20 protein-coding genes are annotated in these 24,077 nt (G+C 71.7%); 12 read left to right on the top strand and 8 right to left on the bottom strand.

The genetic code is table 11. The annotated features are described in order from the left end of the window. Positions 1-5 precede the first annotated feature (5 nt). The gene (locus tag GGQ54_RS08585) at positions 6-1,847 is read left to right on the top strand and encodes a Na+/H+ antiporter (protein WP_179445014.1); all 1,842 of its coding nucleotides are present in this window, start codon (positions 6-8) and stop codon (positions 1,845-1,847) included. A gap of 21 nt (positions 1,848-1,868) precedes the next feature. On the opposite strand, the gene GGQ54_RS08580 is transcribed toward GGQ54_RS08585, so the two are convergent. From GGQ54_RS08580 to GGQ54_RS08565, 4 genes are all read right to left on the bottom strand, one after another. After that, positions 1,869-3,236: a hypothetical protein gene (locus GGQ54_RS08580; protein WP_179445013.1), complete on the bottom strand. Its 1,368-nt coding sequence runs from the start codon at positions 3,234-3,236 to the stop codon at positions 1,869-1,871. Positions 3,237-3,242: 6 nt separating this feature from the next. Beyond that, positions 3,243-3,968, bottom strand: a complete 726-nt coding sequence (locus GGQ54_RS08575; protein ID WP_179445012.1) for an ATP-binding cassette domain-containing protein — start codon at positions 3,966-3,968, stop codon at positions 3,243-3,245. 467 nt (positions 3,969-4,435) lie between these two features. Continuing rightward, positions 4,436-5,116 carry a 4a-hydroxytetrahydrobiopterin dehydratase gene (locus GGQ54_RS08570; RefSeq protein ID WP_179445011.1) on the bottom strand — a complete coding sequence of 227 codons (681 nt, stop codon included), beginning with the start codon at positions 5,114-5,116 and terminating at the stop codon, positions 4,436-4,438. 48 nt (positions 5,117-5,164) lie between these two features. Next, positions 5,165-5,920: an SIR2 family NAD-dependent protein deacylase gene (locus GGQ54_RS08565; protein ID WP_343045900.1), complete on the bottom strand. Its 756-nt coding sequence runs from the start codon at positions 5,918-5,920 to the stop codon at positions 5,165-5,167. Positions 5,921-6,050: 130 nt separating this feature from the next. Between GGQ54_RS08565 and GGQ54_RS08560 the strand changes: the two genes are divergently transcribed. From GGQ54_RS08560 to GGQ54_RS08545, 4 genes are read left to right on the top strand one after another with little or no spacing between them, the layout of a single operon-like run. Then, complete coding sequence (locus GGQ54_RS08560; RefSeq protein ID WP_179445010.1) at positions 6,051-7,103, top strand: extracellular solute-binding protein; 1,053 nt, start codon at positions 6,051-6,053, stop codon at positions 7,101-7,103. A gap of 10 nt (positions 7,104-7,113) precedes the next feature. Next, the gene (locus GGQ54_RS08555) at positions 7,114-8,634 is read left to right on the top strand and encodes an ABC transporter permease (protein ID WP_179445009.1); all 1,521 of its coding nucleotides are present in this window, start codon (positions 7,114-7,116) and stop codon (positions 8,632-8,634) included. Continuing rightward, positions 8,631-9,662: an ATP-binding cassette domain-containing protein gene (locus tag GGQ54_RS08550; RefSeq protein ID WP_179445008.1), complete on the top strand. Its 1,032-nt coding sequence runs from the start codon at positions 8,631-8,633 to the stop codon at positions 9,660-9,662. Before GGQ54_RS08555 ends, GGQ54_RS08550 begins: the two co-directional genes overlap by 4 nt. 45 nt (positions 9,663-9,707) lie before the next feature. Continuing rightward, positions 9,708-11,126, top strand: a complete 1,419-nt coding sequence (locus tag GGQ54_RS08545) for a protealysin inhibitor emfourin (RefSeq protein ID WP_179445007.1) — start codon at positions 9,708-9,710, stop codon at positions 11,124-11,126. Here the strand turns inward: GGQ54_RS08545 and GGQ54_RS08540 are convergent, their stop codons facing one another. Continuing rightward, on the bottom strand, positions 11,127-12,410 hold the full coding sequence (locus GGQ54_RS08540; protein ID WP_179445006.1) for a cation:proton antiporter: 1,284 nt from the start codon (positions 12,408-12,410) through the stop codon (positions 11,127-11,129). A gap of 109 nt (positions 12,411-12,519) precedes the next feature. Here GGQ54_RS08540 and GGQ54_RS08535 point away from each other — a divergent pair, with 109 nt between their 5' ends. Continuing rightward, positions 12,520-13,170, top strand: coding sequence for a hypothetical protein (locus GGQ54_RS08535; protein WP_179445005.1), 651 nt, complete (start codon positions 12,520-12,522; stop codon positions 13,168-13,170). A gap of 7 nt (positions 13,171-13,177) precedes the next feature. Here GGQ54_RS08535 and dinB read toward each other — a convergent pair whose 3' ends face one another. Then, positions 13,178-14,398 (bottom strand): DNA polymerase IV, encoded by a 1,221-nt coding sequence (gene dinB / locus GGQ54_RS08530; protein WP_179445004.1) that lies wholly within the window; start codon positions 14,396-14,398, stop codon positions 13,178-13,180. A gap of 56 nt (positions 14,399-14,454) precedes the next feature. Then, positions 14,455-15,168, bottom strand: a complete 714-nt coding sequence (locus GGQ54_RS08525; protein WP_179445003.1) for a transporter substrate-binding domain-containing protein — start codon at positions 15,166-15,168, stop codon at positions 14,455-14,457. Between the two features lie 98 nt (positions 15,169-15,266). On the opposite strand from GGQ54_RS08525, the gene GGQ54_RS08520 reads away from it, so the two are divergent. Further along, positions 15,267-16,028 carry an IclR family transcriptional regulator gene (locus GGQ54_RS08520; RefSeq protein ID WP_179445002.1) on the top strand — a complete coding sequence of 254 codons (762 nt, stop codon included), beginning with the start codon at positions 15,267-15,269 and terminating at the stop codon, positions 16,026-16,028. Positions 16,029-16,086: 58 nt separating this feature from the next. On the opposite strand, the gene GGQ54_RS08515 is transcribed toward GGQ54_RS08520, so the two are convergent. Then, entirely contained in the window at positions 16,087-16,893 is an 807-nt protein-coding gene (locus tag GGQ54_RS08515) for a hypothetical protein (RefSeq protein WP_179445001.1), read from the bottom strand. A gap of 144 nt (positions 16,894-17,037) precedes the next feature. Between GGQ54_RS08515 and hutH the strand changes: the two genes are divergently transcribed. From hutH to hutU, 5 genes are all read left to right on the top strand, one after another. Beyond that, entirely contained in the window at positions 17,038-18,579 is a 1,542-nt protein-coding gene (hutH, locus tag GGQ54_RS08510) for a histidine ammonia-lyase (RefSeq protein WP_179445000.1), read from the top strand. 78 nt (positions 18,580-18,657) lie between these two features. Next, on the top strand, positions 18,658-21,417 hold the full coding sequence (locus GGQ54_RS08505; RefSeq protein WP_179444999.1) for a reprolysin-like metallopeptidase: 2,760 nt from the start codon (positions 18,658-18,660) through the stop codon (positions 21,415-21,417). A 65-nt stretch (positions 21,418-21,482) separates the two neighbouring features. Continuing rightward, positions 21,483-21,842, top strand: a complete 360-nt coding sequence (locus GGQ54_RS08500) for an ArsR/SmtB family transcription factor (protein WP_343045899.1) — start codon at positions 21,483-21,485, stop codon at positions 21,840-21,842. Continuing rightward, positions 21,842-22,324 carry an SRPBCC family protein gene (locus GGQ54_RS08495; protein WP_179444998.1) on the top strand — a complete coding sequence of 161 codons (483 nt, stop codon included), beginning with the start codon at positions 21,842-21,844 and terminating at the stop codon, positions 22,322-22,324. The genes GGQ54_RS08500 and GGQ54_RS08495 overlap by 1 nt, the downstream gene beginning before the upstream one ends. A gap of 96 nt (positions 22,325-22,420) precedes the next feature. Then, positions 22,421-24,076 (top strand): urocanate hydratase, encoded by a 1,656-nt coding sequence (hutU, locus tag GGQ54_RS08490; RefSeq protein WP_179444997.1) that lies wholly within the window; start codon positions 22,421-22,423, stop codon positions 24,074-24,076. Position 24,077 lies beyond the last annotated feature (1 nt).

Genomic DNA, 24,077 nt, shown 5'->3' with positions numbered 1-24,077 from the left:
GCCGGGTGGAGAACCTGCCCTACCTGATCGCCGTGGTGGTCGCGGTGCTCGTCACGGCCCGGCTGGCGCGGGCGATCGCGCTGCCCGCGCCGCTGCTGCTGGTGGCGGTCGGCGTGATCGCCTCCTACGTCCCGTTCGTCCCGCAGGAGCCGCTGGACGCCGAGCTCGTCCTGGTCGGGCTCCTGCCGCCGCTGTTGTATGCCGCCGCCCGGCAGTCCTCGCTGATCGAGCTGAAGAACGAGCGCTGGAAGATCGCCTTCCTCTCGGTCGGGATGACCCTGTTCACCACCATCGGCATCGGCCTGCTCGCCTGGTGGTTGCTGCCGATCCCGCTGCCGGCGGGGCTGGCCCTCGGCGCGATCGTCGCACCGCCCGATGCCGTCGCCGCCTCGGCGATCGGCCGCCGGATCGGCCTGCCGCGCCGCGTCGTCACCTGGTTGGAGGGCGAGTCGCTGTTCAACGATGCGACCGCGCTGGTCGCCCTGCGGACCGCCATCGTCGCCCTCAGCGCCACCGTCAGCCCGGGCGAGGTCGCCCTCGACTTCGTGATCGCCGCGGGCGGCGGGATCGCGATCGGCGTGATCTTGGCGATCGTGATCAACCGGGTGCTGCGTGTGGTCCGCGACCCGGTCTCGACCACGGCGATCACGCTGATCACCCCCTATCTGGCCTATCTGCCCGCGGAGGCGGTCGAGGCCTCGGGTGTGGTCGCGGTCGTGGTCACCGGTGTGATCGTCGCGCACCAGGCGCCCCGGGTGCAGAGCGCCGCCGCGCGGACCAGCACGCGGGTGAACTGGGCCACGATCCAGTTCCTGCTGGAGAATGCGGTCTTCCTGCTGATCGGCCTGCAGGCGCGTTGGATCATCGACGCTGTGATCGTGTCGCCGACCTCGACGGTCGGCGCCATCGAGTTCGCGCTGATCGCATTGGTCGCGGTGTTCGTGCTCCGGCCGATCTGGAACCTGATCGGCTGGCCGTTGCTCACCCGCGGCGAACGCATCCCGATGTCCTATCTGGTGATCACTTCGTGGGCGGGGATGCGGGGCGTGGTCACCCTGGCCGCCGCGCTCACGCTGCCCGCCGACACCCCGCTGCGCGAGGTGTTGATCTTGACTGCGATGGTCGTCACCGCGGGCACGCTCGGCCTGCAGAGCCTGACCCTGCCCGCGCTCGCCCGCCGGCTGGGGGTACGCGGTCCCGACCCGCGGGAGGATGCCCTGCAGGAGGCGATCCTCACCCAGCACGCCACCGACCGGGGCATCGCCGCCCTCGATGCCACCGATGACATCGACGACGAGATCCGCCAGAACCTGCGCAACCTGGCCGAGCGCCGCTCGCACATCGCCTGGGAGCAGTTGGCCGATCCGGACGGCGAGTACGAGACGCCGAGTGAGGCGTACCGCCGCGTCCGGATGAAGATGCTCGACGCCGAACGCGAGGAACTGCTCCGGCTGCGGACGACCGACGGCACCGACCAGGAGGCCGTGAAGAATGTGCTCGCCGGGCTCGACCTCGAAGAGACCGCCCTCGAGGTGGCGCAGGTACGCCATGCCCGCCGCTCGCGCGAGCTGGAGACCGAGCCGCCGGGCGGGGACTGCGCCGAGTTGCGCGCCGCTCCGCACACCGTCGCGCCCGATCATCCCGAGACCTGCCCGGACTGCGAACGCGACGGCACCAATCCCGTCCAGCTCCGGATCTGCCTGGCCTGCGGTCACGTCGGCTGCTGCGATTCCTCCGTCGGGCGGCACGCGACCCGGCACTTCGAGGAGACCGGGCACCCCGTGATGCGCAGCTTCGAGCCGGGAGAGTCCTGGCGCTGGTGCTACCGACACCGGATCACCGGGTGAGGCGCCCGGGTCGCCGTCCGGTCACGGCAACAGGTCGCCCGCGGCCGCGCCCAGGATGAGGCCCGCGAGGATGCTGCAGACACCGCAGACGATGACCCCGAACAACGACGCCGTCGGTGCCGACGGGCCGATGCGCCGAGCGACCATGGACAGTGCCGCAAACAGTGCCTGGATCACGAGGCTGCCGACGATCAGCGCCACGACGGCGGCGCCCGTGCCACCCGTCATGAGCAGCACCGCGAGTCCCACGACAGTCACGGGCAAGCACCAGACCAGCCGAGCCCCGGCCAGTAGGAGAACCCACTCCCGGTAGGAGAGCCCGAGCCGCCGATACTCCTCGAACGGGCTCAAGAACGCGGACAACCGATGCCCCGGGCCGGACGTCAGGATGCCGGCGACGACGATGCCGGTGGTGCCCTGCCAGACATATCTCGCCTGCAACACGACACCGCCGAGCCAGGCGGCCAGACCCACGGGAAGCATCCACGGCATCACTTCGGTCAGCATCCCGACCCTCCGCCGGAGGCCGCGGGCAACACTGCCGGTGATCGCCAGCGCGGGACGATCCGAGAACGCCACCAGGTTGCGGCGAGGCCCCGACCGCAGGGAATCCGCCCGTCGCGGAAGCTGCGAGCGTTCGACCGCACCTGCGCCGGCGATGATGGCCGCCGACACCACCAACCAGCCAATGGTCACCCACCAGTCCGGTGAACTGCCGGCCTCGGCCGTGTAGAACCAGCCGATGGGCGGGATCGACAGGTGATCCACCAGCGCCTCGATGCCAGCGAAGTACAAACCGAGCGCAACGGCCGATACCAACCCGACCACCGCCAGATGCACCGTCAAGCCGGGCATTCCTGGTGTGCGCCGCGCATGCGCCACGACCCGCTCGGCACCCGTCAGCAGTACCGACACCATCGGCAGCACGGCTGACGCAAACGCCAGGATTGCGAGCACCGGAAAGCCCACGGTCCGAGTGCCCAGATAGTAGGCGACGAGAAGGGCGAGGGCCGCCGCACCCGCAACCGTCGGGGGGACCAGAATCATGCCGATCCCGATCCTGCGCGCGGCCCGTCTCCCGATGGGCACCGATGCAAGATCACCGATCACACCGCGGGCGAACCCGGCGCCGAGCACGACGGACACCAGATACGAATACGACACGCCGATCCCGACCACCGTAGCGAGCAGGTAGCCGATCCCGGGCTCGAAGGCGCGCGCCACAGCTCCCGCTTCCGCGATGCGAAGCACAGCAATCCCGGCGAACAAGCCGGAGGCACACAAGGCCGCCCCGAGAAGGACGGCGAACAGCCCGGTGCCCACGCCAAGTTTGTCGCGCAGCCGTCGACCGGCCACGAGCAGGAGGCTTCGGATGACCAACGTGTACACGAGCGCCTAACCGCTTGGGTCGGCGAGGAAGACGCGTTCGAGTGCGGCTCGGACCTCCTCCGGTGGTCCGCCGTCCAGCCGCCGCACGACCTGCCCGTTCCGGAGCGCAACGACCGCATCAGCCATCGCCGCGACCGATCCCAGATCATGACTGGCCAGCACCGTCACCGTGCCTGGCCGGCGCGCGTGATCGCGTAGCACGGCAGCCAGCGTGGTCGACGCAACGAAGTCGAGGCCGTTTTGCGGTTCATCGATGAACAGCAGGCTCGGCTCGCACATCAGCGCCCCGATGAGTTGCACCTTGCGTCGCGAGCCAAAGCTCAGATACTGACACGGCCTGTTGATTTCCACCGCCCCGAAGCTGTCCAACAAAGCGTAGGCACGCGCCATCCATTCGCCGAGCCTGCCGCGGGTGCCGCGATGCAGGCGTACCGCGGCGACAAGATGCCAATAGTCGGCTGCCGTGAGGCCGTCAAATACCTTGGGCCAGGTGTCGCTGACGTATGCCACACCGTCCCAGTCCCGGACCGCTCCCCTACCGATTTCGCGCCCGTCCCAGAAGACGCGTCCGGTATGGGGAACCGCGCCGGTACAACATCCGATCAGGGTCGACTTCCCGGCGCCATTCGGGCCGACAATACACGTGATCGGCCGATCAAGATTGAGGTCGACCGGCCCGAGAGAGAAGTCGCCCCGCACCGAATTGACCTCGTGAAGCGCGAGCCCGTTCACTCAATGTCCATCGACGGGAAAGTGGGACAATACACCAATATGCGCTCCAGCCGCGCTCGCGAACAATGCTCACGGAAAAGTGGCCGTTGGCCGACAACGTTGCCGTCCGCATGGGTGCATGTCAACAGGTCGTCACCCTTTGTCGTCGTGGGGGGCCGACCGTCCGGTTTCGCTTTTCGTCGACCGACCACTTCGGGGAGGCCGGGCCCTCGTGACGCACGGCCTCGCGCCGGAAGAGCCCGGCGCTGGCGTCACCGACACCGGATCACAGGGTGAGACAGCTTGGCGTCCATCCGGCGAAACACTTGCTAGCGACCCCATTCGGGGCAACACTTGGTGCCGGGAGTAGGAACCAGCCTTGCTGGGGGGCGGGCTGGCGCAAATCCCGGAGCAGGCGGGAGACGTGTCAGACGTCTCCCGCCTTCTCTTTCCCCACCCGCGATCCCCTTGCCTGACAGTGATTGCGCTCAGCGCGCGAGCGGGCCGTCCTGCGCCAGCGGCGGCAATCCCTCGGTCTGGCCGCAGATCCGGGCCTGATTGCCGACCGGATCGGCCACCAGCCACCAATTCGGCGCGTACTCGTCGCTGACCAGAGATCCGCGCGCCTCCAGTGTGGCCCGGACAAGATCACCCGGTGCGTCACCTGCATCGACGGTGACATTCACCCGGAAGCGGCCCTGGCCATCGTCCCCCGTGATCTTGACGACCTCGTGATCATCGCCGATCACCAGTTCCTCCCCGGCCGGCGGGTTCGGACCGCGCAGCACGGCGAGCCAGAACGGCACGGCCGCCGGCGGCACCGCCTCCCCCGCCCGGAAGCTCAGCGATCCGCCCTCGCGGCTGACGCCCTGCTCGGCCGCGAGCCCGGAGATCGTTGCGGCCAGGGCGGTATCGCGCTCGGTCACCGCGCCCTGATCATGGCTGTGCAGGGCGAAGTCGATCCGGCCGTAGCCGAGGGTCACATCGGGATGGTGGTCGGCGGCATCCGCCGCGTCGGCGACGGCGTCGAGCAGGCGTACCGCCGTGCGGAAGTCCCCCGTGTCGTAGCGCGCCTTCAGCACACCCCCGGCATAGGTCCAATCGGCAAGGCCGAGCCGCTCCAGCTCGCTCGGGTCGAAGGCGGCGGCATCCGCGGAGTTCGAGGTCATGGACCCGACGCTAGGACCGCCCCGCCGCGACGCGCCAGTGCCCGGGGATCAGTCGAGCGCGGCGACGAGAGCGGGCAGCCCCGTACCCGCGGTGGTACGCCAGGCGAAGTCGGCGTAGGGGCTGAAGGCCGACTCCGCGGGGTTCACCTCGATGGTGGGTACGCCGGCCGCGAGCGCCTGCAGCGGCAGCCCGGCCGCCGGGTGGACGAGTCCCGAGCTGCCCACCACGAGCACCAGGTCGGCCTCGGTCGCCGCCTGCTCCGCGCGGGCGAGGTCGCGCTGCGGCAACAGCTCGCCGAACCAGACGATGCCCGGGCGTACCGGCCCGGCGCACGCTCCGCAGACCGGCGGCTCCAACCGCTCGACCTGTTCGTCGGGGATCTCGACCGCCCCGGTGTAGCGGCGGTCGCAGTCGAAGCAGCGCAGCTCGAACAGGCTGCCGTGCAGATGGGCGAGCACCTCGCTACCCGCCCGCTCGTGCAGGTCGTCGACGTTCTGGGTGGCGATCCGCACCTGCACGCCGTCGCGGCGGCCCCACTCGGCCAGCGCGCGGTGCCCGGCATTCGGCTGCACCTGCTGCATCAGCCGGCGGCGCCAGGCGTACCAGGCCCAGACCAGCTCCGGATCGGTCTCGAAGGCCTCCGGCGTGGCCAGCGTCATCGGGTCGTACCGGGCCCACAGCCCGGTCTGCGCGTCGCGGAAGGTGGGCACGCCGCTCTCCGCGCTCATCCCCGCACCGGTCAGCACCGTGACGCGACGCGCCTCGCGGGCCAGCCGGACGATCTCGGAGGGTGGCTCGCTCACGCGAGCACGGTATGTCGATCCCACCCAGCGCCGCCAACCGCACCGGTCGCGCGGCCCGGTTCGGCAACGACGAGCACCAGCAGCTAAGGTTCGCCTAATCTTACTTTCTGACCAAGAACGGGAGAACAACATGCGTCGATCCATGGGCGCGCTCGCCACACTCGCCCTTCCGCTGGCCCTGCTGCTCGGTGCCTGCGGACAGGGCCAGGCCGGCTCCGCGCCGGATACGGCCGGGACGAGCACCACTGAGCCGGGCACGGTGACGCTGTACAGCGGCCGCGACGAGAAGCTCGTCGGCCCGATCATCGACCGCTTCCGTGCCGAGACCGGCGTGAACGTCGAGGTCCGCTACGGCAACTCGGCCGAGATGGCGGCCCAGCTCGCCGAGGAGGGCGAGGCGACCCCGGCGGACGTCTTCTACTCCCAAGAGGTCGGGGCCGTCGGTGCTCTCGCCCGCCGCGACCTGATGGGCCAACTGCCGCAGGCGACCATCGACCGGGTCGCGCCGCAGTTCCGCCCGGCCGCCGACCGCGCCTGGGTCGGCGTGACGGCCCGCTCGCGGGTGCTCGTCTACAACGAGGGCGCACTGGGCGACGCCCCGGCCCCGACCGGGATGGAGGGGCTGACCGATCCCGCGTACCGCGATCTCGTCGGGCTCGTGCCCGGCAATGCCGGATTCCAGGCCGCGATGACCGGCTTTCGGGTCTCTCGCGGCGAGCCCGCCGCGGAGCAATGGCTGCGCGACATGAAGACGAACGGGGTCAACACCGGCTATGAGTCCAACGGCGACCTGTTGGAGGCCGTCGGTCGCGGCGACCAGGCGATCGGGCTGATCAATCATTACTACTGGGCGCGGCAGGAGCCGGCCGAGCGCGACCGGACGAAGATCGTCTTCCCGACCAGCGACGACCCGGGTGGCCTCGTCAACGCGACCGCGGCCGGGGTGACCAAGAAGGGCGAGACCAACCCCGCAGCCGTGCAACTGATCGACTACCTGCTCTCGGAGACCGGCCAGCAGGCATTCGTGGACGAGACCTGGGAGTACCCGGTGGTGCCCGGCATCGAGGGTCCCGCCGACATCCCGCCGCTCGCCGAGCTCGGCGGCCCGAAGATCGACCTGACCGACCTGGACTCCCTGGAGCAGACGCAGGCGATGCTGACCCGCGAGGGCTACCTCTCGTGACCGGCGCCCCATGAGCCGCGTCGGGCGGCCGCCGCTCGGCCTGGCCGCGGCGGCCGTCCTCGCCATCGCACTGGCGGTGCTGCCCCTGGCCTATCTGGTGCTCCGGGCGCTCGACGGCGGGGCTGCCGGGGCTGCCTCGCTGATCCTGCGATGGCGGACCGTTGAGCTGTTGGCCGTCTCGATCGGTCTTGCCGTCGCCGTGACCGCGAGCTGTCTCGTGATCGGGACCGGACTCGCGTGGCTGGTCACCCGCACCGACCTTCCGGGCCGCAGGTTCTGGCAGGTTGCGTGCGGACTGCCGCTGGCGTTGCCATCCTATGTGGCCGCGTGGAGCTGGATCGCCGTGAATCCGGCGCTGGCCGGGTTCGCCGGCTCATGGCTGGTGTTGACCTCCATCTCCTATCCGTATGTCTATCTGCCCGCGATGGCGGCGCTGCGGCGTACCGATCCGGACGCCGAGGCCGTCGCCCGAACTCTCGGCCTCGGTCAGGCGGCGACCTGGGCGCGGATCGTGATGCCGCAGCTACGGCCCGCGCTGGCGGGCGGGGCCCTGCTGGTCGGGCTGTACGCACTGAGCGACTTCGGTGCGGTCGCGACGATGCGGCTGGAGGTGCTGACGACGAGCATCTTCCGCTCCTACCGATCGCTGTTCGACATCACCCCCGCGGCCGTGCTGGGTTGCCTGCTGGCCGGATTGGCGTTGCTGGTGGTGGTGATCGAGCAGCTCACCCGACGCGGCCGCGCGCGCCTGGCGGCGCGGGTGCCGCGGCGGCAACCGATCGTGCCGCTCGGTCCCTGGCGGTGGGTCGCGCCGCTCGCCCCCGCGGGGGTGCTGGCGGTGGCGCTGATCGTGCCGGGGATCGGCATGGCGGAGTGGCTGGGCCGCGGGGCCGTGGCATTCGAGATCCAGCGGACCGCGGTGGCGCTCGGTTCGACCGTGGTGGTCGCCGCGCTCGGCGCAGCCTGTGTGGTGGCGATCGCGTTCCCGCTCGCGGTGCTGGCCGTACGCTGGCCCGGTCGGCTCGCCCGGGCCGCCGAGCTGGCGGCCTACGCCGGCCACGCGCTGCCCGGCGTGGTCGTCGGGTTGGCCGTCGTGTTCTTCGGGATCAGGTTCGCGCGTCCCGTCTACCAGGAGCTGCCCCTGTTGATCATGGCGTACGTGATCTTGTTCTTGTCGCTGGCGCTGGGCGTGACACAGGCGGCGGTCGCGCAGGCGCCGCCGGCGCTCGAGGATGTCGCGCGCACCCTCGGCCACAGCCCCCGGCGGGCTCGGTTGTCGATCACCGGCCGCCTCGCGGCACCCGGGCTGGCGATGGCCGGCGCGCTGGTCTTCCTGACGGTGATGAAGGAACTGCCCGCGACGCTGTTCCTGCGCCCGACCGGCATGGAGACGCTGGCCACCGAGCTCTGGGGCAGGATCAGCGCTGCCTCGTACGCGGCTGCCGCCCCCTATGCGATCGCCGTGGTGCTGGTCGCGGCGGTGCCGACGGCGGTGCTGGCGTTGTTCGGCGAACGGCGGGAGCGGGCGTGAGCGACTTGGAGGTGCGCGGCGCCGCGCGCCGATTCGGCGATGTGCCGGCACTGGACGGTGTCGATCTTGAGGTGCCGTCGGGTCGGCTGCTGGCGGTCCTCGGCCCGTCCGGCTGCGGGAAGACCACGCTGCTGCGGGCGATCGCCGGGATCGCGCGGCCCGACGCGGGCACGATCGTCCTCGGCGGGCAGACCTTGGACGGACCGCGGGTGCACCTGCCGCCCGAGCGACGCGGGGTCGGCCTGGTGCCGCAGGAGGGCGCACTGTTCCCGCACCTGACCGTGGCGGGCAATGTGGGCTTCGGCCTGCGGCGCCTGGCCCGGCCCGAGCGCGCCGAGCGGGTCTCCGCGATGCTGGAGCTGGTCGGCCTCGGGGGCCTCGACGCGCGCGGTGTGGACGAGCTGTCCGGCGGCCAGCAACAGCGGGTGGCGCTGGCCCGGGCGCTCGCGCCGCAGCCGGGCGTCGTCTTGCTGGACGAACCGTTCAGCGCGCTGGATGCCGCGCTGCGCGCGGAGCTGCGGGCCGAGGTGGCCGCCCTGCTGCGGCGAATCGGCGCGACCGCGCTCCTGGTCACCCACGATCAGACCGAGGCGCTGATGATGGCCGACGCGGTTGCGGTGATGCGCGACGGGCGGATCGTCCAGCACGGGCCCCCGCGGGAGGTCTATGCGCGCCCGGTCGACCCCTGGGTCGCGCGCTTCGTCGGCGAGGCGGTGCTGCTCGACGGGGAGCTCGACGGGTCGCTGGTGCGCACCGCGGCCGGGCCCGTGCCGGTCGCCGCGCCGGCCCGGCCAGCGGGCCCGCGGGTGCTCGCGTTCGTGCGGCCGGAGCAGGTGGTGCCCGATCCCGAGGGGGCGGCCGCCCGTGTGCTCGGGCTGCGCTACGCCGGCCCGGACGGCCTGGTGCGGCTCGAGCTCGGCGACGGCACCGCCATCAGCGCGCGCTGGCCCGCGCATGCGTTGCCGACGCCCGGGGAATCGGTCCGGATTCGGCTCGTCGGGGAGGCCATGGCGTACCCGGCGGATTGATCGCCCGGACGTCTGCTTGTCGGCACCCAGGAGCACACTGGAGCCATGAGCATCCCGATGCTGTTGCCGCCCTATCTCCTCGAGGCGATCGCCGAGCGCGGGCCCGAGCCCGCCGCCGAGCGCGCCCGCGCCACGCTGCGCCGCGACGCCGAGATCCGTAGCGCCCGCTCGACGACGTCCCCGGCGCCGCCGACACCCGCTCCGGGCGCCACCCCCGGCCAACCCAACCGGACGATCTTCTCGGCCAACAACACCGAGCAGTTGCCGGGCGACGAGGCCCGCGCCGAGGGCGCGCCGGCCACCGGCGATCCCGCGGTCGATGAGGCCTACGACGGCCTCGGCGCCACCTGGCAACTGTTCTTCGACGCCTACTCCCGCGACTCCCTCGACGGGCGCGGGATGCCGATGCTCGGCACCGTGCACTACGGCACCGACTACGCCAACGCCTTCTGGGACGGCAAACAGATGGTCTTCGGCGACGGGGACGGCGAGCTGTTCAACCGGTTCACCGCGAGCCTGGACGTGATCGGTCACGAGCTCAGCCACGGGGTCATCGAGTTCACCGCCGGCCTGCGCTATGCCGACCAGTCCGGCGCGCTCAACGAATCCGTCGCCGATGTCTTCGGCGCCCTGGTCAAGCAGCACCAACTCGGCCAGACCGCGGACCAGGCGGACTGGCTGATCGGTGCCGAGCTGTTCACCGACAAGGTGCGCGGGGTCGCGCTGCGTTCCATGATCGAACCCGGCAGCGCCTACGACGACCCGGTGCTCGGCAAGGATCCCCAGCCCGGCCACATGGACGGTTTCGTCACCACCACCGACGACAACGGCGGCGTACACATCAATTCCGGCATCCCGAACAAGGCCTTCCAGCTCGCCGCGACCGCCCTCGGCGGCAATGCGTGGGAGCGCGCCGGCGCGATCTGGTACGCCGCCCTGACCGGCGACCAGATCAGCGCCGACTGCGACTTCGCGACCTTCGCCCGACTCACCAGCCAGGCCGCGGCGGCGATCGGCGAGACCGAGGCCGAGGCGGTACGCCGGGCCTGGGCCGAGGTCGGCCTACCGGTCGACGAGGCGCCGGACGCCGAGCAGCGGCCCGCCCCCGCACCGGCGAGTGAACCAGCACCGTCGAGTGAACCAGCACCGTCGAGTGAACCTGGGGCGCCGGACGACCGAATCGGCGATGACGCCGAGCTCTACCTCGGCCGCTCGGGCGGCTTCACCGGGATGAGCCGGTCGCGGGAGTTCCGGCTGGGCGAGCTGTCGCCGCCCGATGCCGACTCCTGGCGACAGTTGCTCGGCGGCCCCGAGCTGACCACGTGGAGCCGCTCCGACGCGCCGGAGCCGGATCGCTACACCTACCGGGTCGCGTGTCGCACGGTGCCGCTCGATGTCCAGCTCCCCGAGCCCGAGCTGCCCGATCAGGTTCGCGAGCTGTTCCACCGCACCCTCGACGGCTGATCAGGCCGCCGCGGCCCGGATCCGTTCCAGGCGGCGCATCACCGGGGTCGCGAAGATCCCGTGCACCAGCACCGACACGATGATGGTGAAGGCCATGGTCGACCAGAGCTCGCGGAGCTCGGGGAAGACCGCCTGACCCTCGGCATAGGCCAGGTAGTAGACCGAGCCGACCCCGCGTACCCCGAACAGGGCGATCGCCCACCGCTCGGCCACACCGATCGGCTCCGACCGGTGCCCCACCCGCAGCGCGACCCAGCCGGCCAGCGGCCGGACGACGAAGACCAGCGCGAGCCCGACCAGCACACCCGGCCAGGTCAGCGCCGCCAGCAGCCCGTTGGTCAGTGCGATCCCGAGCAGCAACAGCACCATCAGCGTGAGGATCTGTTCCAGGCGTTCGATCATCGAATGCATCGTCTCGTGGTACTCGTGGCCGCGTTCCTGGGAGCGCAGGGTCATCGCCGCCGCGAACACGGCCAGGAATCCGTAGCCCTGGGCGACCTCCGCGAGGCCGTAGACCGCCAGCAGCGCGCCCAGTGCCAGCAACGGTTCACCCCGGCGGGCCACGGCCAGCGACTCGCGAGCGGACCGGAACGCGATCTTGCCCAGCAACCAGCCGCCGACCACACCGATGATCACGCCGATGGCGATCTTCGCGATCACATACCAACCGACCCACTTCAGACCCCACTCCGCGACCGGACCCGCCGTGGCCAGCAGGATCGCCGCATAGACGAAGGGAAAGGCCAGCCCGTCGTTCAGGCCCGCCTCCGAGGTCAGCGCGAACCGCACCTGATCGGATTCCTCGATCTCGTCATGATCATCGGTGACCGATGGTCCCTCGACCTGGACATCGGAGGCCAGCACCGGATCGGTCGGGGCCAGGGCCGCCCCGAGCAGCAGCGCGGCCGCCGGGGCCAGGCCCATCACCCACCAACCGAGCAGGGCGACGCCGGCGATGCTCAGCGGCATCGCGATCAGCAGCAACCGCCAGGTCAGCGACCAGCCCCGCCAGCTCCGCGGGCGGAGCAGGCTGAGCGGGCGATCCAGCGCCAACCCGACGCCCATCAGGGCGACGATCACGGTCAGCTCGGCCAGGTGCTCGGTGAAGGCCTGCTGGCTGACCGGGTCCAGGCCGTACTTGTCGAACGGCAACAGCCCGATCACCGCGCCCACACCGACGAGGACGATGGGCGCCGAGACGGCACAACGCGACAGCGCGATCGGCAGGACGACCGCGAGCAGCAGGGCGAGACCCAACACCAGATAGATGAGATCGGCCGACATAGTCGATCTATCTACCCGAGCCGGGGCCGGTCAGACAAACCGGCCGGTGGTGCCGTCAGCCCCGTCGTGCGGCCCCACCCCTGACCGGCGCCCGTGCGATCATCGGCGGATGGACCTGCCGACGGCGTTGATCATCGGCGGCGCGCTCCTGCTCTCGGCCGCGCTGTTGATCGGGATCGGCCTGCTGCACCGAAGAATCATCCGGCAGCGGGAGCGGGACGGGCACTCCGGGCCCGAATCCGCCGCCCTGCTGAGGCGGCTCGGGCTGGCCGGCCTGGTGCGGAACGCCTCGGGGATCACCACCTGGTCCCAAGCCGGGCGAAATCTGACCGCGGCCCGCACCGACGGTCGCGGCTGGGCGACCAGCCGGGGCGGTGGGAACATCCGCATCGAGACCCGGCTCACCATCAGCGGGCTCTCCTACAGCCTGGTCGCCGTCCAACTGCCCGCCGCCCTGCCGACGATCAACATCGTCAAGGGCGGCCGGATCGAGCGTTCCGATCTCGATGTCGAGTCGGCGCGGTTCAACTCGGCCCGCGACGTGATGGCCGACGACGACCAGCTCGCGCATGCCGTGCTCTCACCCAACGTGATCGCCCTCCTGCAGGACCTGCCGAAGGACCTGACCGTCCAGGTCATCGGTGATCACCTGATCAGCTTCCGTCGTGGACGTCCCGATCCCGCGGAGGTACGCGATCGCGCCGCCACGCTGATCGCCATCGCCGAGGCCATCCCGGACTTCGTCTTCCGGCGCGGCTGAGGGTCGATCAGTCCGGCAGCAGCGGCACCTCGGCGCCCGCATCGCGGCCGACCAGCACACCGCGCGTCACCGCGCCCCGGCCCCAGCGCCGCCGGACCTCGTCCAGCGCCGCATCCAGCTCCGTGTCGTGCAGCGGATCCAGCGGCAGGGTCGGCTGCAGGCTGCCGGGCTGATCGAGATTGGCCAGCGTGATCCCGATCAGTGTGCAGCCGCGCTCGATGATCAACGGCAAGGCGTCGCGCAGCAGCCGTCGCGCCGCGGTCATGATCAGCTCGGTCTGCGACGTGGCACCGGGCAGGGTGTGCGAACGGGTGACCCGGGAGTAGTCGTCGAAGCGCAGCCGCAGCACCACCGTCCGGGCCTGCCGGCCGGCGCCACGCAACCGCTTGCCGAGCCCGTCGACGATCCCGAGCACCGCGGCGTCCAGCTCGGCGGCGCTGTGCGCGCCGCGGCCGATGGCGCGCTGGGAGCCCATCGAGCGGCGGCGTACCCCGGTGCGGACGCGCCGCGGATCGCGCGCGTGCGCCAGCGCGTGCAGATGCCGCGCCGCGCCCGGCCCGACGATCCCGGCCAGTCGGCGCTCGGACTCGGCTGCGAGCTGGCCGACGGTGACGATCTGCTCCCGAGCCAGCTTCTCCGCGGTGGCCTCGCCGACACCCCACAGCCGCCGCACCGGCAGCGGATGCAGGAACGCCAGCTCCTCGCCCGCGGGCACCTCCAGCAGGCCGTCGGGCTTGCCGACCGCGCTCGCCACCTTCGCCAGGAACTTCGTCGTCGCGATGCCGACGGTGATCGGCAGCCCGACGCGCTCGCGCACCTGCGCGCGCAGCCGCGCCGCGATCGAGGCCGGCGAGCCGCGGATCCGGCGCAGGCCCGCCACGTCGAGGAATGCCTCGTCGATCGAGATCGGCTCCACCAGCGGCGTGGTGTCGTCGAACACCGCGAACACCGCCCGGCTCGCCTCGGTGTAGGCCGCGAACCGGGGCGGCACGACGATCGCCTCCGGGCACAGCCGACGCGCCCTGGCGCCGCCCATCGCCGTGCGCACGCCGCGGGCCTTCGCCTGATAGCTCGCCGCGAGCACCACCCCGCCGCCGACGATCACCGGCCGGCCGCGCAGCCGCGGGTCGTCGCGCTGCTCGACCGAGGCGTAGAACGCGTCGAGGTCGGCGTGCAGGATGCTCGCCGCCGCCCGCCCGGCGCCGCCCGGCGCCCCCGCCTCGCTCACGCCACCAGCATCACAGCGCACACCGACAGTTCGGCCGCCTGCCGGTGCGTGCGGCCTCAGTCGGCGGGCGGCGCGACGGTCGCGACCTGCCCGGCGCGGGCGAGCGCATCGGCGACCAGCCCGGACGCCTTGGCCCGCTCGACGAATCCGCGAAGGTACGCCGCGGCTGCCGGCGCGAGCCCTCGCGGGCCCGCGACCGCCTGCCGGATCTGCATGAACGCCGGCTCCACCACCCGCAGCCCGTGCGCGCGGGCGTACTCGGTCACCGGCTGCCGGATGCCGGCGAGCACGTCCGCGCGCCCGTCGGCCAGCACCTGCGGGCCGTCGGCGCCGCGGACCACCTCGGCGGCCGCCAGCGTTCGCGTCAGGTAGAGGTCGTAGGCCGAGCCCTCCTTCACCGCGATCCGTACGCCGGCGCGGTCGACCTCGTCGGCGGCCGCGAGCTCACTGCCCTCGGGCACCGCGTACACGCCCTCGATCAACAGGTAGGGGGCGGTGAAGATCACCTGTTCGGCGCGGGCGGGCTCGTCGGCGAGGAAGGCGATGTCCACCTCGCCCGCGACCAGCGCGTCGAATGCCTTGCGCGCCCCGTCGACCGTGCTCAGCCGCAGGTCGACACCAAGATCATCGGCCAACGCTCGCGCAAGCTCCGTCGTCACCCCGCTCGGCGCATCGGGCGTACCACCGGCGAGCACCGGATTGCCCAGGTTGATCACGGCGCGCAGGGAACCGGTCGGTGCCAGCGCAGCGCCGGGCGAGGTCTCGTCCATGCCCGTGATCATCCCAGAGGAGTCACCTGGACCAACGGGGTCTCGACAAGCGCGACCAAGCTCGACCGACGGATGGCGCGGCCTGACACACTGGGCGGATGCAACAGCGGGCACCTGCGGCCGGGCACGCGCTCGGGGTGTTGAGCCTGCTGGCGCGTCAGCCCGAACCGCTGCCCGCCACCAGGATCGCGGCCGAGCTGGGCCTGCCGCGGTCCAGCACCTACCACCTGCTCGGCGTACTGGTCGATCACGGCTACGTCGTGCACCTGCCCGAGGAGCGCCGCTACGGCCTCGGGGTGGCTGCGCACGAGCTGGGTTCGGCGTACGCCCGGCAGGCGCCGCTGCAGCGGCTCGCCCGCCCGCTGCTGAACCGGCTGGTTGACCGGAGCGGGCACAACGGGCACTTCGCGGCGCTGCACGGCGGCGACGTCGTCTATCTGATCGAGGAGCGGGCGCCGGGGCGCCCGTCGCTGGTCACCGATGTGGGCGTACGCCTGCCCGCGCACCTGACGGCCAGCGGGATGGCGCTGCTCGCCGCGCTCGGGCCGCGCCAGATCCGCGCGCTCTACCCCTCTGCGGCCGCGTTCACCCACCGGCTCGAGGCCGGCCCGCGGACGCCGACGCAGCTTCGGCACGCGCTGATCGACGTGCGCGGCGCCGGGTACGCCTGCGAGCGCGGCTCGGTCACCGCCGGCCTGTCGTCGGTCGCGGTCGCGGCGCTCGACCACACCGGCCACCCGGTCGGAGCGTTCGCGCTGACCTATCCCGATCCGGGTACGCCCTCCGACGAGGTCGCGGAGTTGATCATCGGGGTACGCGATGCCGCCGCCCGGTTGGGTCGCCGGCTGCACCGCGGGTGAGCTTTCGAGACGTGGTCTCGACCGCGCTCGGCCTGGCGCCTCGCCGGCTCGACCGGCGCTACTTGCAGGCGGGCGCCTTCTCGTAGCCCGCGATCGCGTCGTCGAAGGCGTTGATGTTCGGCGGGGCCGCGCCCCACGCCTTGCGCCAGATCTCCGCGGCATCGGGATTGTGTTCGTGCCGCGAGCGGGCCATGTCGGCCTGGTGGCGGCGCCAGTCCTTCATCGCCGCCTCGGCGCGCTGCATCGGCCGCGCCTGGGCGTCGAGGCGCTGTTGGCACTGGTCCATCCGCTTGGTCTCCGCGGCCGACGCGTCGGCGGACCCGCCGCAGTCGCCGTCGGTGCCGGAGAGCTCCTTCTTCGCATCGTCGTAGCGCCGCAGGTCGTCCGGACCGGCCTCACGGGTGCGCTTGAAGATCGCGTCCATCTGATCGGTGTCGATCTTGTCCGAGTTGACGTCGGTCTGCGCCTGCACGTGCTCCGACCAGTGGCCCACACCGGTGCGCGCCTCGCTGATCACCCGATCGCCCGCCGCCACCCGCGCGACACACGCGCTCAACTGGTCGGCGCTGGGGGCGGAGACCGACGGAGACGACGCGCTGGTCGGCTCCGGGCTGGCCGGCCCCAAGCTGGGTGGCTCCTGGCCGGGAGGCGCGGGCTCGTGCGACGCCGGGTCGTGCTGTTCCGGCGTGCTGGCCGCGACGGGCGCGCCGGGCGCGGCGCCGATCCCCATTTGCCGGGCCGCCAGGCCGACCCCGAAGCCGGCGAGGATCGCCAGCGCGACGGCGCCGACGATCAGGACGGCACGGCGGCCTCCGCTTCTGGGCGGTACCGGCGGTCCGGGCATGGCCCGGCGCGCTTCACTCATGTTCTGTCTCCCCCGAGCAGCAACGGCACTGTGCCTTCGGCGCAGCTTATCCGGACTCGGCGTCAGGGCAACTGTCTCGAATCCGAGACGGCAACGCTGCCGGCCGCGCAGGGACGGCGTTTCGGGTCGACTGCAATGGCAGGCATGAGCGAGATCATGATCGGCATCGGCCCGCTGAGCGCCGCCGAGGTGGTCGCGGTTGCCCGCGACGGGGCGCGCGTACGGCTGACCGAGGAGGCAGTGGACGCGATCGCCGAGACGCGGAGCGTGATCGCCGGGCTCGCCGAGGACCCGGTGCCCCACTACGGGGTGTCCACCGGGTTCGGGGCGCTGGCGACCCGGCACATCCCGGTCGAATCGCGAGCCCAGTTGCAACGCTCGCTGATCCGTTCCCACGCCGCCGGCACCGGCCCCGAGGTCGAGGCCGAGGTGGTCCGCGCGCTGATGCTGCTGCGGTTGTCGACGCTGGCCACGGGCCGGACCGGGGTACGCCCGGCCACCGCGCAGGCCTATGCGGCGCTCCTGAACGCACAGATCACCCCGGTGGTCCGCGAGTACGGCTCGCTGGGCTGTTCGGGTGATCTTGCCCCGCTCGCCCACTGCGCGCTGGCGATCATGGGCGAGGGTGAGGTACGCGTGGCCGGTGGCGAGATCGTCGACGCGGCGACGACCTTGTCCGAACACGGCATCGTGCCGGTGGAGCTGGTCGAGAAGGAGGGGCTGGCGCTGATCAACGGCACCGACGGGATGCTGGGCATGTTGATCATGGGGCTGGCCGACCTGCGGCGGTTGTCGATCACCGCCGACATCACTGCGGCGATGAGCGTGGAGGGGCTGCTCGGCAGCGACGCCGTGTTCGCGGCAGACCTGCAGGCGCTGCGCCCGCAGCCCGGCCAGGCAGCGTCGGCAGCCAACCTGCGTGCACTGCTGGCCGGCTCGCCGATCCGGGAATCGCATCGCGATCCGGCCGCCTGCACCCGCGTACAGGATGCCTATTCATTGCGCTGCTCGCCCCAGGTGGCGGGCGCGGTCCGCGACACCATCGAACATGCGGCCGCCGTCGCCGGCCGGGAACTGGCCGCGGCGGTGGACAATCCCGTGGTCACCCCGGACGGCCGGGTGGAGTCCAACGGCAATTTCCACGGCGCGCCGATCGCCTATGTCCTCGACTTCCTGGCCATCGCCGTCGCCGACCTGGCGAGCATCAGCGAGCGGCGTACCGACCGCTTCCTCGATCGGGCGCGCAACAACGGGCTGCCGCCGTTCCTGGCCGACGATCCGGGCGTGGACTCGGGCCTGATGATCGCCCAGTACGGGCAGGCGGGCATCGTGGCGGAGCTGAAACGGCTGGCGGTGCCGGCGTCGGTCGACTCGATCCCGAGCAGCGCGATGCAGGAGGATCACGTGTCGATGGGCTGGTCGGCGGCCCGCAAGCTGCGCCGGGCGATCGACGGGCTCACCCGGGTGCTGGCGATCGAGCTGCTGACCGCGGCGCGGGGCATCGAGCTGCGCGCGCCGTTGCGACCGGGGCCGGCGACCGCCGCGGTGATCGCCGCGCTGCGCGAGGGCGTACCGGGCCCCGGGCCCGACCGCTTCCTCTCCCCCGAGATCGAGCGGGCCGTCGCGTTCGTCGGTTCCGGCGACGCGGTCCGCGCCGCCGAGGCGGTGACCGGGCCGCTCGCCTGAGACCGACCGCTCGGCGCGGAACCCGGGAGGCGGGTGCCGGACTCGTCGGGACCGATCGGCCCGAGGAGATGAGACGCGATGACGCACGTGCCTGCCCGTTCCCACCTGTCGGCCCTGCGCCGCGGCGCGCTGTGCGCGGCCCTGTTCTTCGGGGCGCTGGCGCTGCTGCTCGCCGGGCTACCCGTGCGATCGAGTGCCGCGCCCGCCGACGCCGATCGGCTCTGGCAGCCGGCGCCCGCCACACAGCGGCGGGCCGACCCGGCATGGCGCCTGGACCTGCCGGCGATGCGGGCCGACCTGGCCGCCGGCGAGGTGACCGTGCCGCGTCCCGACGGGACGCTCGTGGCGTTCCGGGTGGCCCCCAGCCAGGTCCTGGAGCGGCCCGATCCGCGCATCGCGACCTATGCCGGGCGTGCCGTCGACGATCCGCGCGTGCGGATCAGGATCTCCGAGACGGTGCTCGGGTTCAGCGCGTATGTGAACTCGGGGGGACAGTTCTGGTACGTCAACCCGGCGCCCGGCTCTGCCGGCGAGCCCGCGGCGGCGTACCGCAGCGCGACGGGTGCGGCACCCGAGATTCCCGAGGCCGGCCGGGCGGTCACCGCGGAGCGGATGCTGCGGGACCCGGCGCCGGCCGACCCCACCCGATACAACGGCAAGCCGGTCGGCCTGCGCGTGTTCCGGCTCGCGCTGCTGTCCGACCCGCTCTACGCGCGCTCTGTCGGCGACGACGGCGACGGCAGCCGCGTCCTCGCGGCCAAGGCGAAGCTGATCAACCAGGCCAACGATGTCTTCGAGACCGAGCGGGCCACCACCTTCCGGTTGATCGCGGAAACCGACAAGCTGAATCTGGCGACGGATGCCGAGGCCACCGGCCCGGACTCCTGCGGGCCGCGTAATCCGTGCTTCGACGCAGCAGAGCTGGAAACCTGCACCGAGGACACGATCGACCGGGTGAAGATCGCCGCGGCGTACCGGCTGCGCGATCCGGCGAGCTTCGACCTCGGCCACCTGCTGCTCGGCGGCGCCGGCAACGGGATGGCATCGGTCGGCGGGGCCGGCTCGGCGACCGATCGGACCGCGGGGTGCACCGGTGCGGACCCGGCGGACGACAGCCCCGCGACCGAGGTGTTCGAACACGAGGTCGGTCATCAGCTCGGAGCCAATCACAGCTTTGCCAGCACGGACGAGGCCTGCGTGGGCGAGGGAGTCTGGTCGAGCGCCCTCGAACCCGGCGGCGGGATGTCGCTGATGAGCTATCCCAATGTCTGCAATGCCGACGCCGTGCAGTCGACGCGCGACCCCTACTACGGCCACGGCAGCCGGGACGAGATGAATGCGGTGATCGACCCGCCGTTCTCCCGAGAGCCTGCGTCGGAGACCCAGTTCGTGTACCTGCCGGCCGGGACGACCGATCGGCCACTGCGGATCCGGATCGGCGATGCGGTCACCGAGCCGATCAGCGACTACGGCGCCGACGCCATCGCGGAGGCGATCGCCGCCGTGGTCGGCGAGTCGGTCGGCATCGGTGGGCTCGACGGCGCGGAGGCGCCGGACCAGCGCGGTTTCGCGCTCTACGGCCCCGGTGGGACCGACCTGCCCGAACTGATCATCGAGGACGCGCCGGATGCGCTCACCCTGACGATCAACGATGGCGGTGACTGGTCACCGGGATCGGTGACAGACACCGACAACACCGCGCCCGAGGTCAGCGGGCAGCAGACCGTGACCATTCCGGTGCGTACCCCCTTCCGGCTGACGGCCACCGGCAGCGATGCCGATGGCGATGCGCTCAGCTACCTGTGGGAGCAGAGCAACCCGGGCCAGGGCACGCTGGTCGCCAACGAACGGACCGACGGCCCGCTGTTCTCGATCTTCGGCACGGAGGAGGATGCGCTCACCTGGCCGTACTATTCCGGGCGCAATCGGCCGGCCGATCAGCCGACCAGGACCGTTCCCGATCTTGCCCAGGTGCTCGCCCAGAACACCAACGCCGAGACCGGCCGGTGCCCCGAGCCGGCCGCTGGTGAGCTGCCGACGGTCGAGCAGGTCGCCTGCTTCGCCGAGTTCCTCCCGACGGCGGACTACGCCGAGGACCTGCGCTTCCGGGTCACCGCGCGTGACGATGTGATGCCGGCCGGCGGGGTCGCGATGGCCGAGTCGACCGTGCGGCTGGCGCGCGACGCCGGACCCTTCCTGGTCACCTCGCAACAAGGCGGCACGGTCGGCGCGGGCGAGGCCGGAACGATCACCTGGCAGGTCAACGGCACCGACCGGCCCGAGCTTGCCGAGCGCGTCCGGATCAGCCTGTCCACCGACGGCGGCGCCACCTTCGACCGCGTACTGGCCGACTCGGTGCCGAACTCCGGCCGGGCGGAGATCGTCTGGCCCGCGGTCGACACGGATCGGGCCCGGATCATGATCAGCGCCGTCGACAACATCTTCTTCGACGTCAACGACGCCGCGTTCACGATCAATCCCGGGCCCGGGACGCCGACGCCTACCGTCACGGACTCGGCTACGCCGACCGTCACGGACTCGCCGACGCCGCCCCCGGGCACGTCGTCCCCGACCGCGACGCCGGTCCCCACGGGTACGCCGACCTCCGGCAGCACCCCCTCCGAGACCACCACCGGGTCTCCGACGCCCGGCGACTCCGGCCCGGGGACACCCGGCCCGGGCTCTCCGCGGCCGGGGACCCCGTCGGCCGCGGTGCCTCCGCCGCCGGCTCGCCCGGGCTCGCCACTTGCCGACACCGGTGCGCCGGGGATGGTTCCGGGCGCCGCGGCGGCGGCCGCGCTGCTGCTGGCGTATCTCCTGCTCCGGCGTCGCCCCTGAGGGCGCCCGTCGGGCTCGCCAGTGCCTCTTGACAACATACAACTGATCAGTTGTATATTCGTTCTGTGACCGAGGATGAGGACCGGGCGGATGCCTGGTTCCATGCGCTCGCCGACCGGACCCGACGCGACATCCTGCGCCGGGTGCTGGCCGGGGAGCACTCCGTCTCGGCGCTCGCGGCGCGCTACGACATGAGCTTCGCCGCGGTACAGAAGCACGTCGCCGTGCTGGAACGCGCCGGGTTGATCACCAAGCGCCGCCAGGGCCGAGAGGCCCTGGCCAGCGGCGATGTCGCGGCGGTGCGGTCCGTCGGCGCGATGCTCAGCGACCTGGAATCGCTGTGGCGCGGCCGGATCTCCCGGATCGATGAACTGATCACCACCGATACCGAACCAACCGAGAAGCCCGAACCGAAGGAACGATGATGCCTGTCACCAATGTCACCCCCGATCTTGATCAACTCACGCTGACGATCGACGCGGAGTTCGCCGCGCCGGTCGAGCGGATCTGGCAGGTGTACGCCGATCCGCGCCAGCTCGAGAAGGTGTGGGGCCCGCCGGGCTACCCCGCCACCGTGGTCGATCACGACTTCACCGCGGGCGGCCGGGTCACCTACTTCATGACCGGCCCCGAGGGCGAGAAGTTCGCCGGCTACTGGGACATCACCGGTGTCGACGAGCCGAACGGCTTCACCTTCGACGACGGTTTCGCCGATGCCGACTTCAACCCCAATCCCGACCTGCCCGTCTCGAAGAACGGGTTCACCTTCACCGCGGGCGGGGCGGGCACGAAGGCGCGCTATGTCAGCACCTACGCCAGCGCCGAGGCGCTGCAGCAGGTGCTCGACATGGGCGTGGTCGAGGGTTCGACTGCCGCGATCAACCAGATCGACGACCTGGTCGCCTGAGGCGGTCTCGGATACGAGACATCGGTCGCGGCGAGCAGGCTGCGCAGACGGCCGGGCGGGGCGTGAAATGGGGGCACCCGACGAAAGGATGCCGCCATGGAGGGGGCCCGCCCGGTCCGCGCAGCCCGCGGTACGACGCTGACCGCCCGCACCTGGGCCACCGAGGCCCCACTGCGGATGCTGCAGAACAATCTCGACCCCGAGGTCGCCGAGCGGCCCGATGATCTTGTGGTCTACGGCGGCACCGGCCGCGCGGCGCGCGACTGGCGCTCCTTCGACGCGATGGTCCGCACGCTGACCACGCTCGCTCCCGACGAGACGATGCTGGTCCAGTCGGGGCGGCCGGTCGGCGTGATGCGTACCCATGAATGGGCTCCGCGGGTGCTGATCGCCAACTCCAACCTCGTTCCCGACTGGGCCAACTGGCCGGAGTTCCGCCGGCTGGAACAGCTCGGCCTGACCATGTACGGCCAGATGACGGCCGGCTCGTGGATCTACATCGGCACCCAGGGCATCGTCCAGGGCACCTACGAGACCTTCGCGGCGGTCGCCGAGAAGCGGTTCGGGGGTACGCTCGCCGGCACCCTCACCCTGACCGGTGGCTGCGGCGGGATGGGCGGGGCCCAGCCGTTGGCGGTGACCCTGAACGAGGGCGCCTGCCTGATCGTCGATGTCGACCGCTCCCGGCTGCAGCGGCGGGTCGATCACCGCTATCTGGACGAGATCGCCGATGATCTCGACTCCGCGATCGACAAGGCGCTGGCCGCGAAGACCGAGCGGCGCGGCTGGTCCGTCGGCGTGGTCGGCAATGCCGCGGAGGTCTTCCCGGAGTTGTTGCGGCGCGGGGTGGAGATCGACATCGTCACCGACCAGACCTCCGCACACGACCCGCTGTCCTATCTGCCGGAGGGGATCGAGCTCGACGACTGGGCCGACTACGCCGACAAGAAGCCCGAGGAGTTCACCGACCGGGCGCGGGAATCGATGGCCCGCCACGTCGAGGCGATGGTCGGCTTCGCCGACCGCGGGGCCGAGGTCTTCGACTACGGCAACTCGATCCGCGACGAGGCGCGCCAGGGCGGCTACGGGCGTGCGTTCGAGTTCCCCGGGTTCGTGCCGGCCTACATCCGGCCGCTGTTCTGCGAGGGCAAGGGCCCCTTCCGCTGGGCGGCGCTGTCCGGCGACCCGGCCGACATCGCCGCGACCGACCGCGCAGTGTTGGAGCTGTTTCCCGACAACGACCGGCTGCACAAATGGATCCGTGGCGCGCAGGAGCGGATCGCCTTCCAGGGATTGCCGGCCCGGATCTGCTGGCTGGGCTACGGCGAGCGCGACCGGGCGGGGCTGCGCTTCAACGAGTTGGTCGCCTCGGGCGAGATCAGCGCGCCGGTCGTGATCGGGCGTGATCATCTCGACTGCGGATCGGTCGCCAGCCCCTACCGCGAGACCGAGTCGATGGCCGACGGGTCCGACGCCATCGCCGACTGGCCGCTGCTCAATGCCATGATCAATACCGCCTCCGGCGCGTCCTGGGTGTCGCTGCACCACGGCGGCGGGGTCGGCATCGGCCGGTCCATCCACGCCGGCCAGGTATCGCTCGCGGACGGCACCGAGCTGGCCGCGGAGAAGCTCGCCCGGGTGCTCAGCAACGATCCCGGGATGGGAGTGATCCGACACGTGGACGCCGGCTACCCGGCCGCCCGCGAAGTTGCCCACCAGCGCGGCGTCCGTGTCCCCATGAACGAGGAGTAGC

It is taken from the genome of Naumannella cuiyingiana, assembly GCF_013408305.1.
GTDB lineage: Bacteria > Actinomycetota > Actinomycetes > Propionibacteriales > Propionibacteriaceae > Naumannella > Naumannella cuiyingiana.
Note: the sequence above shows the minus strand (reverse complement) of the source record. Positions and strands in the feature narration are given on the sequence as shown.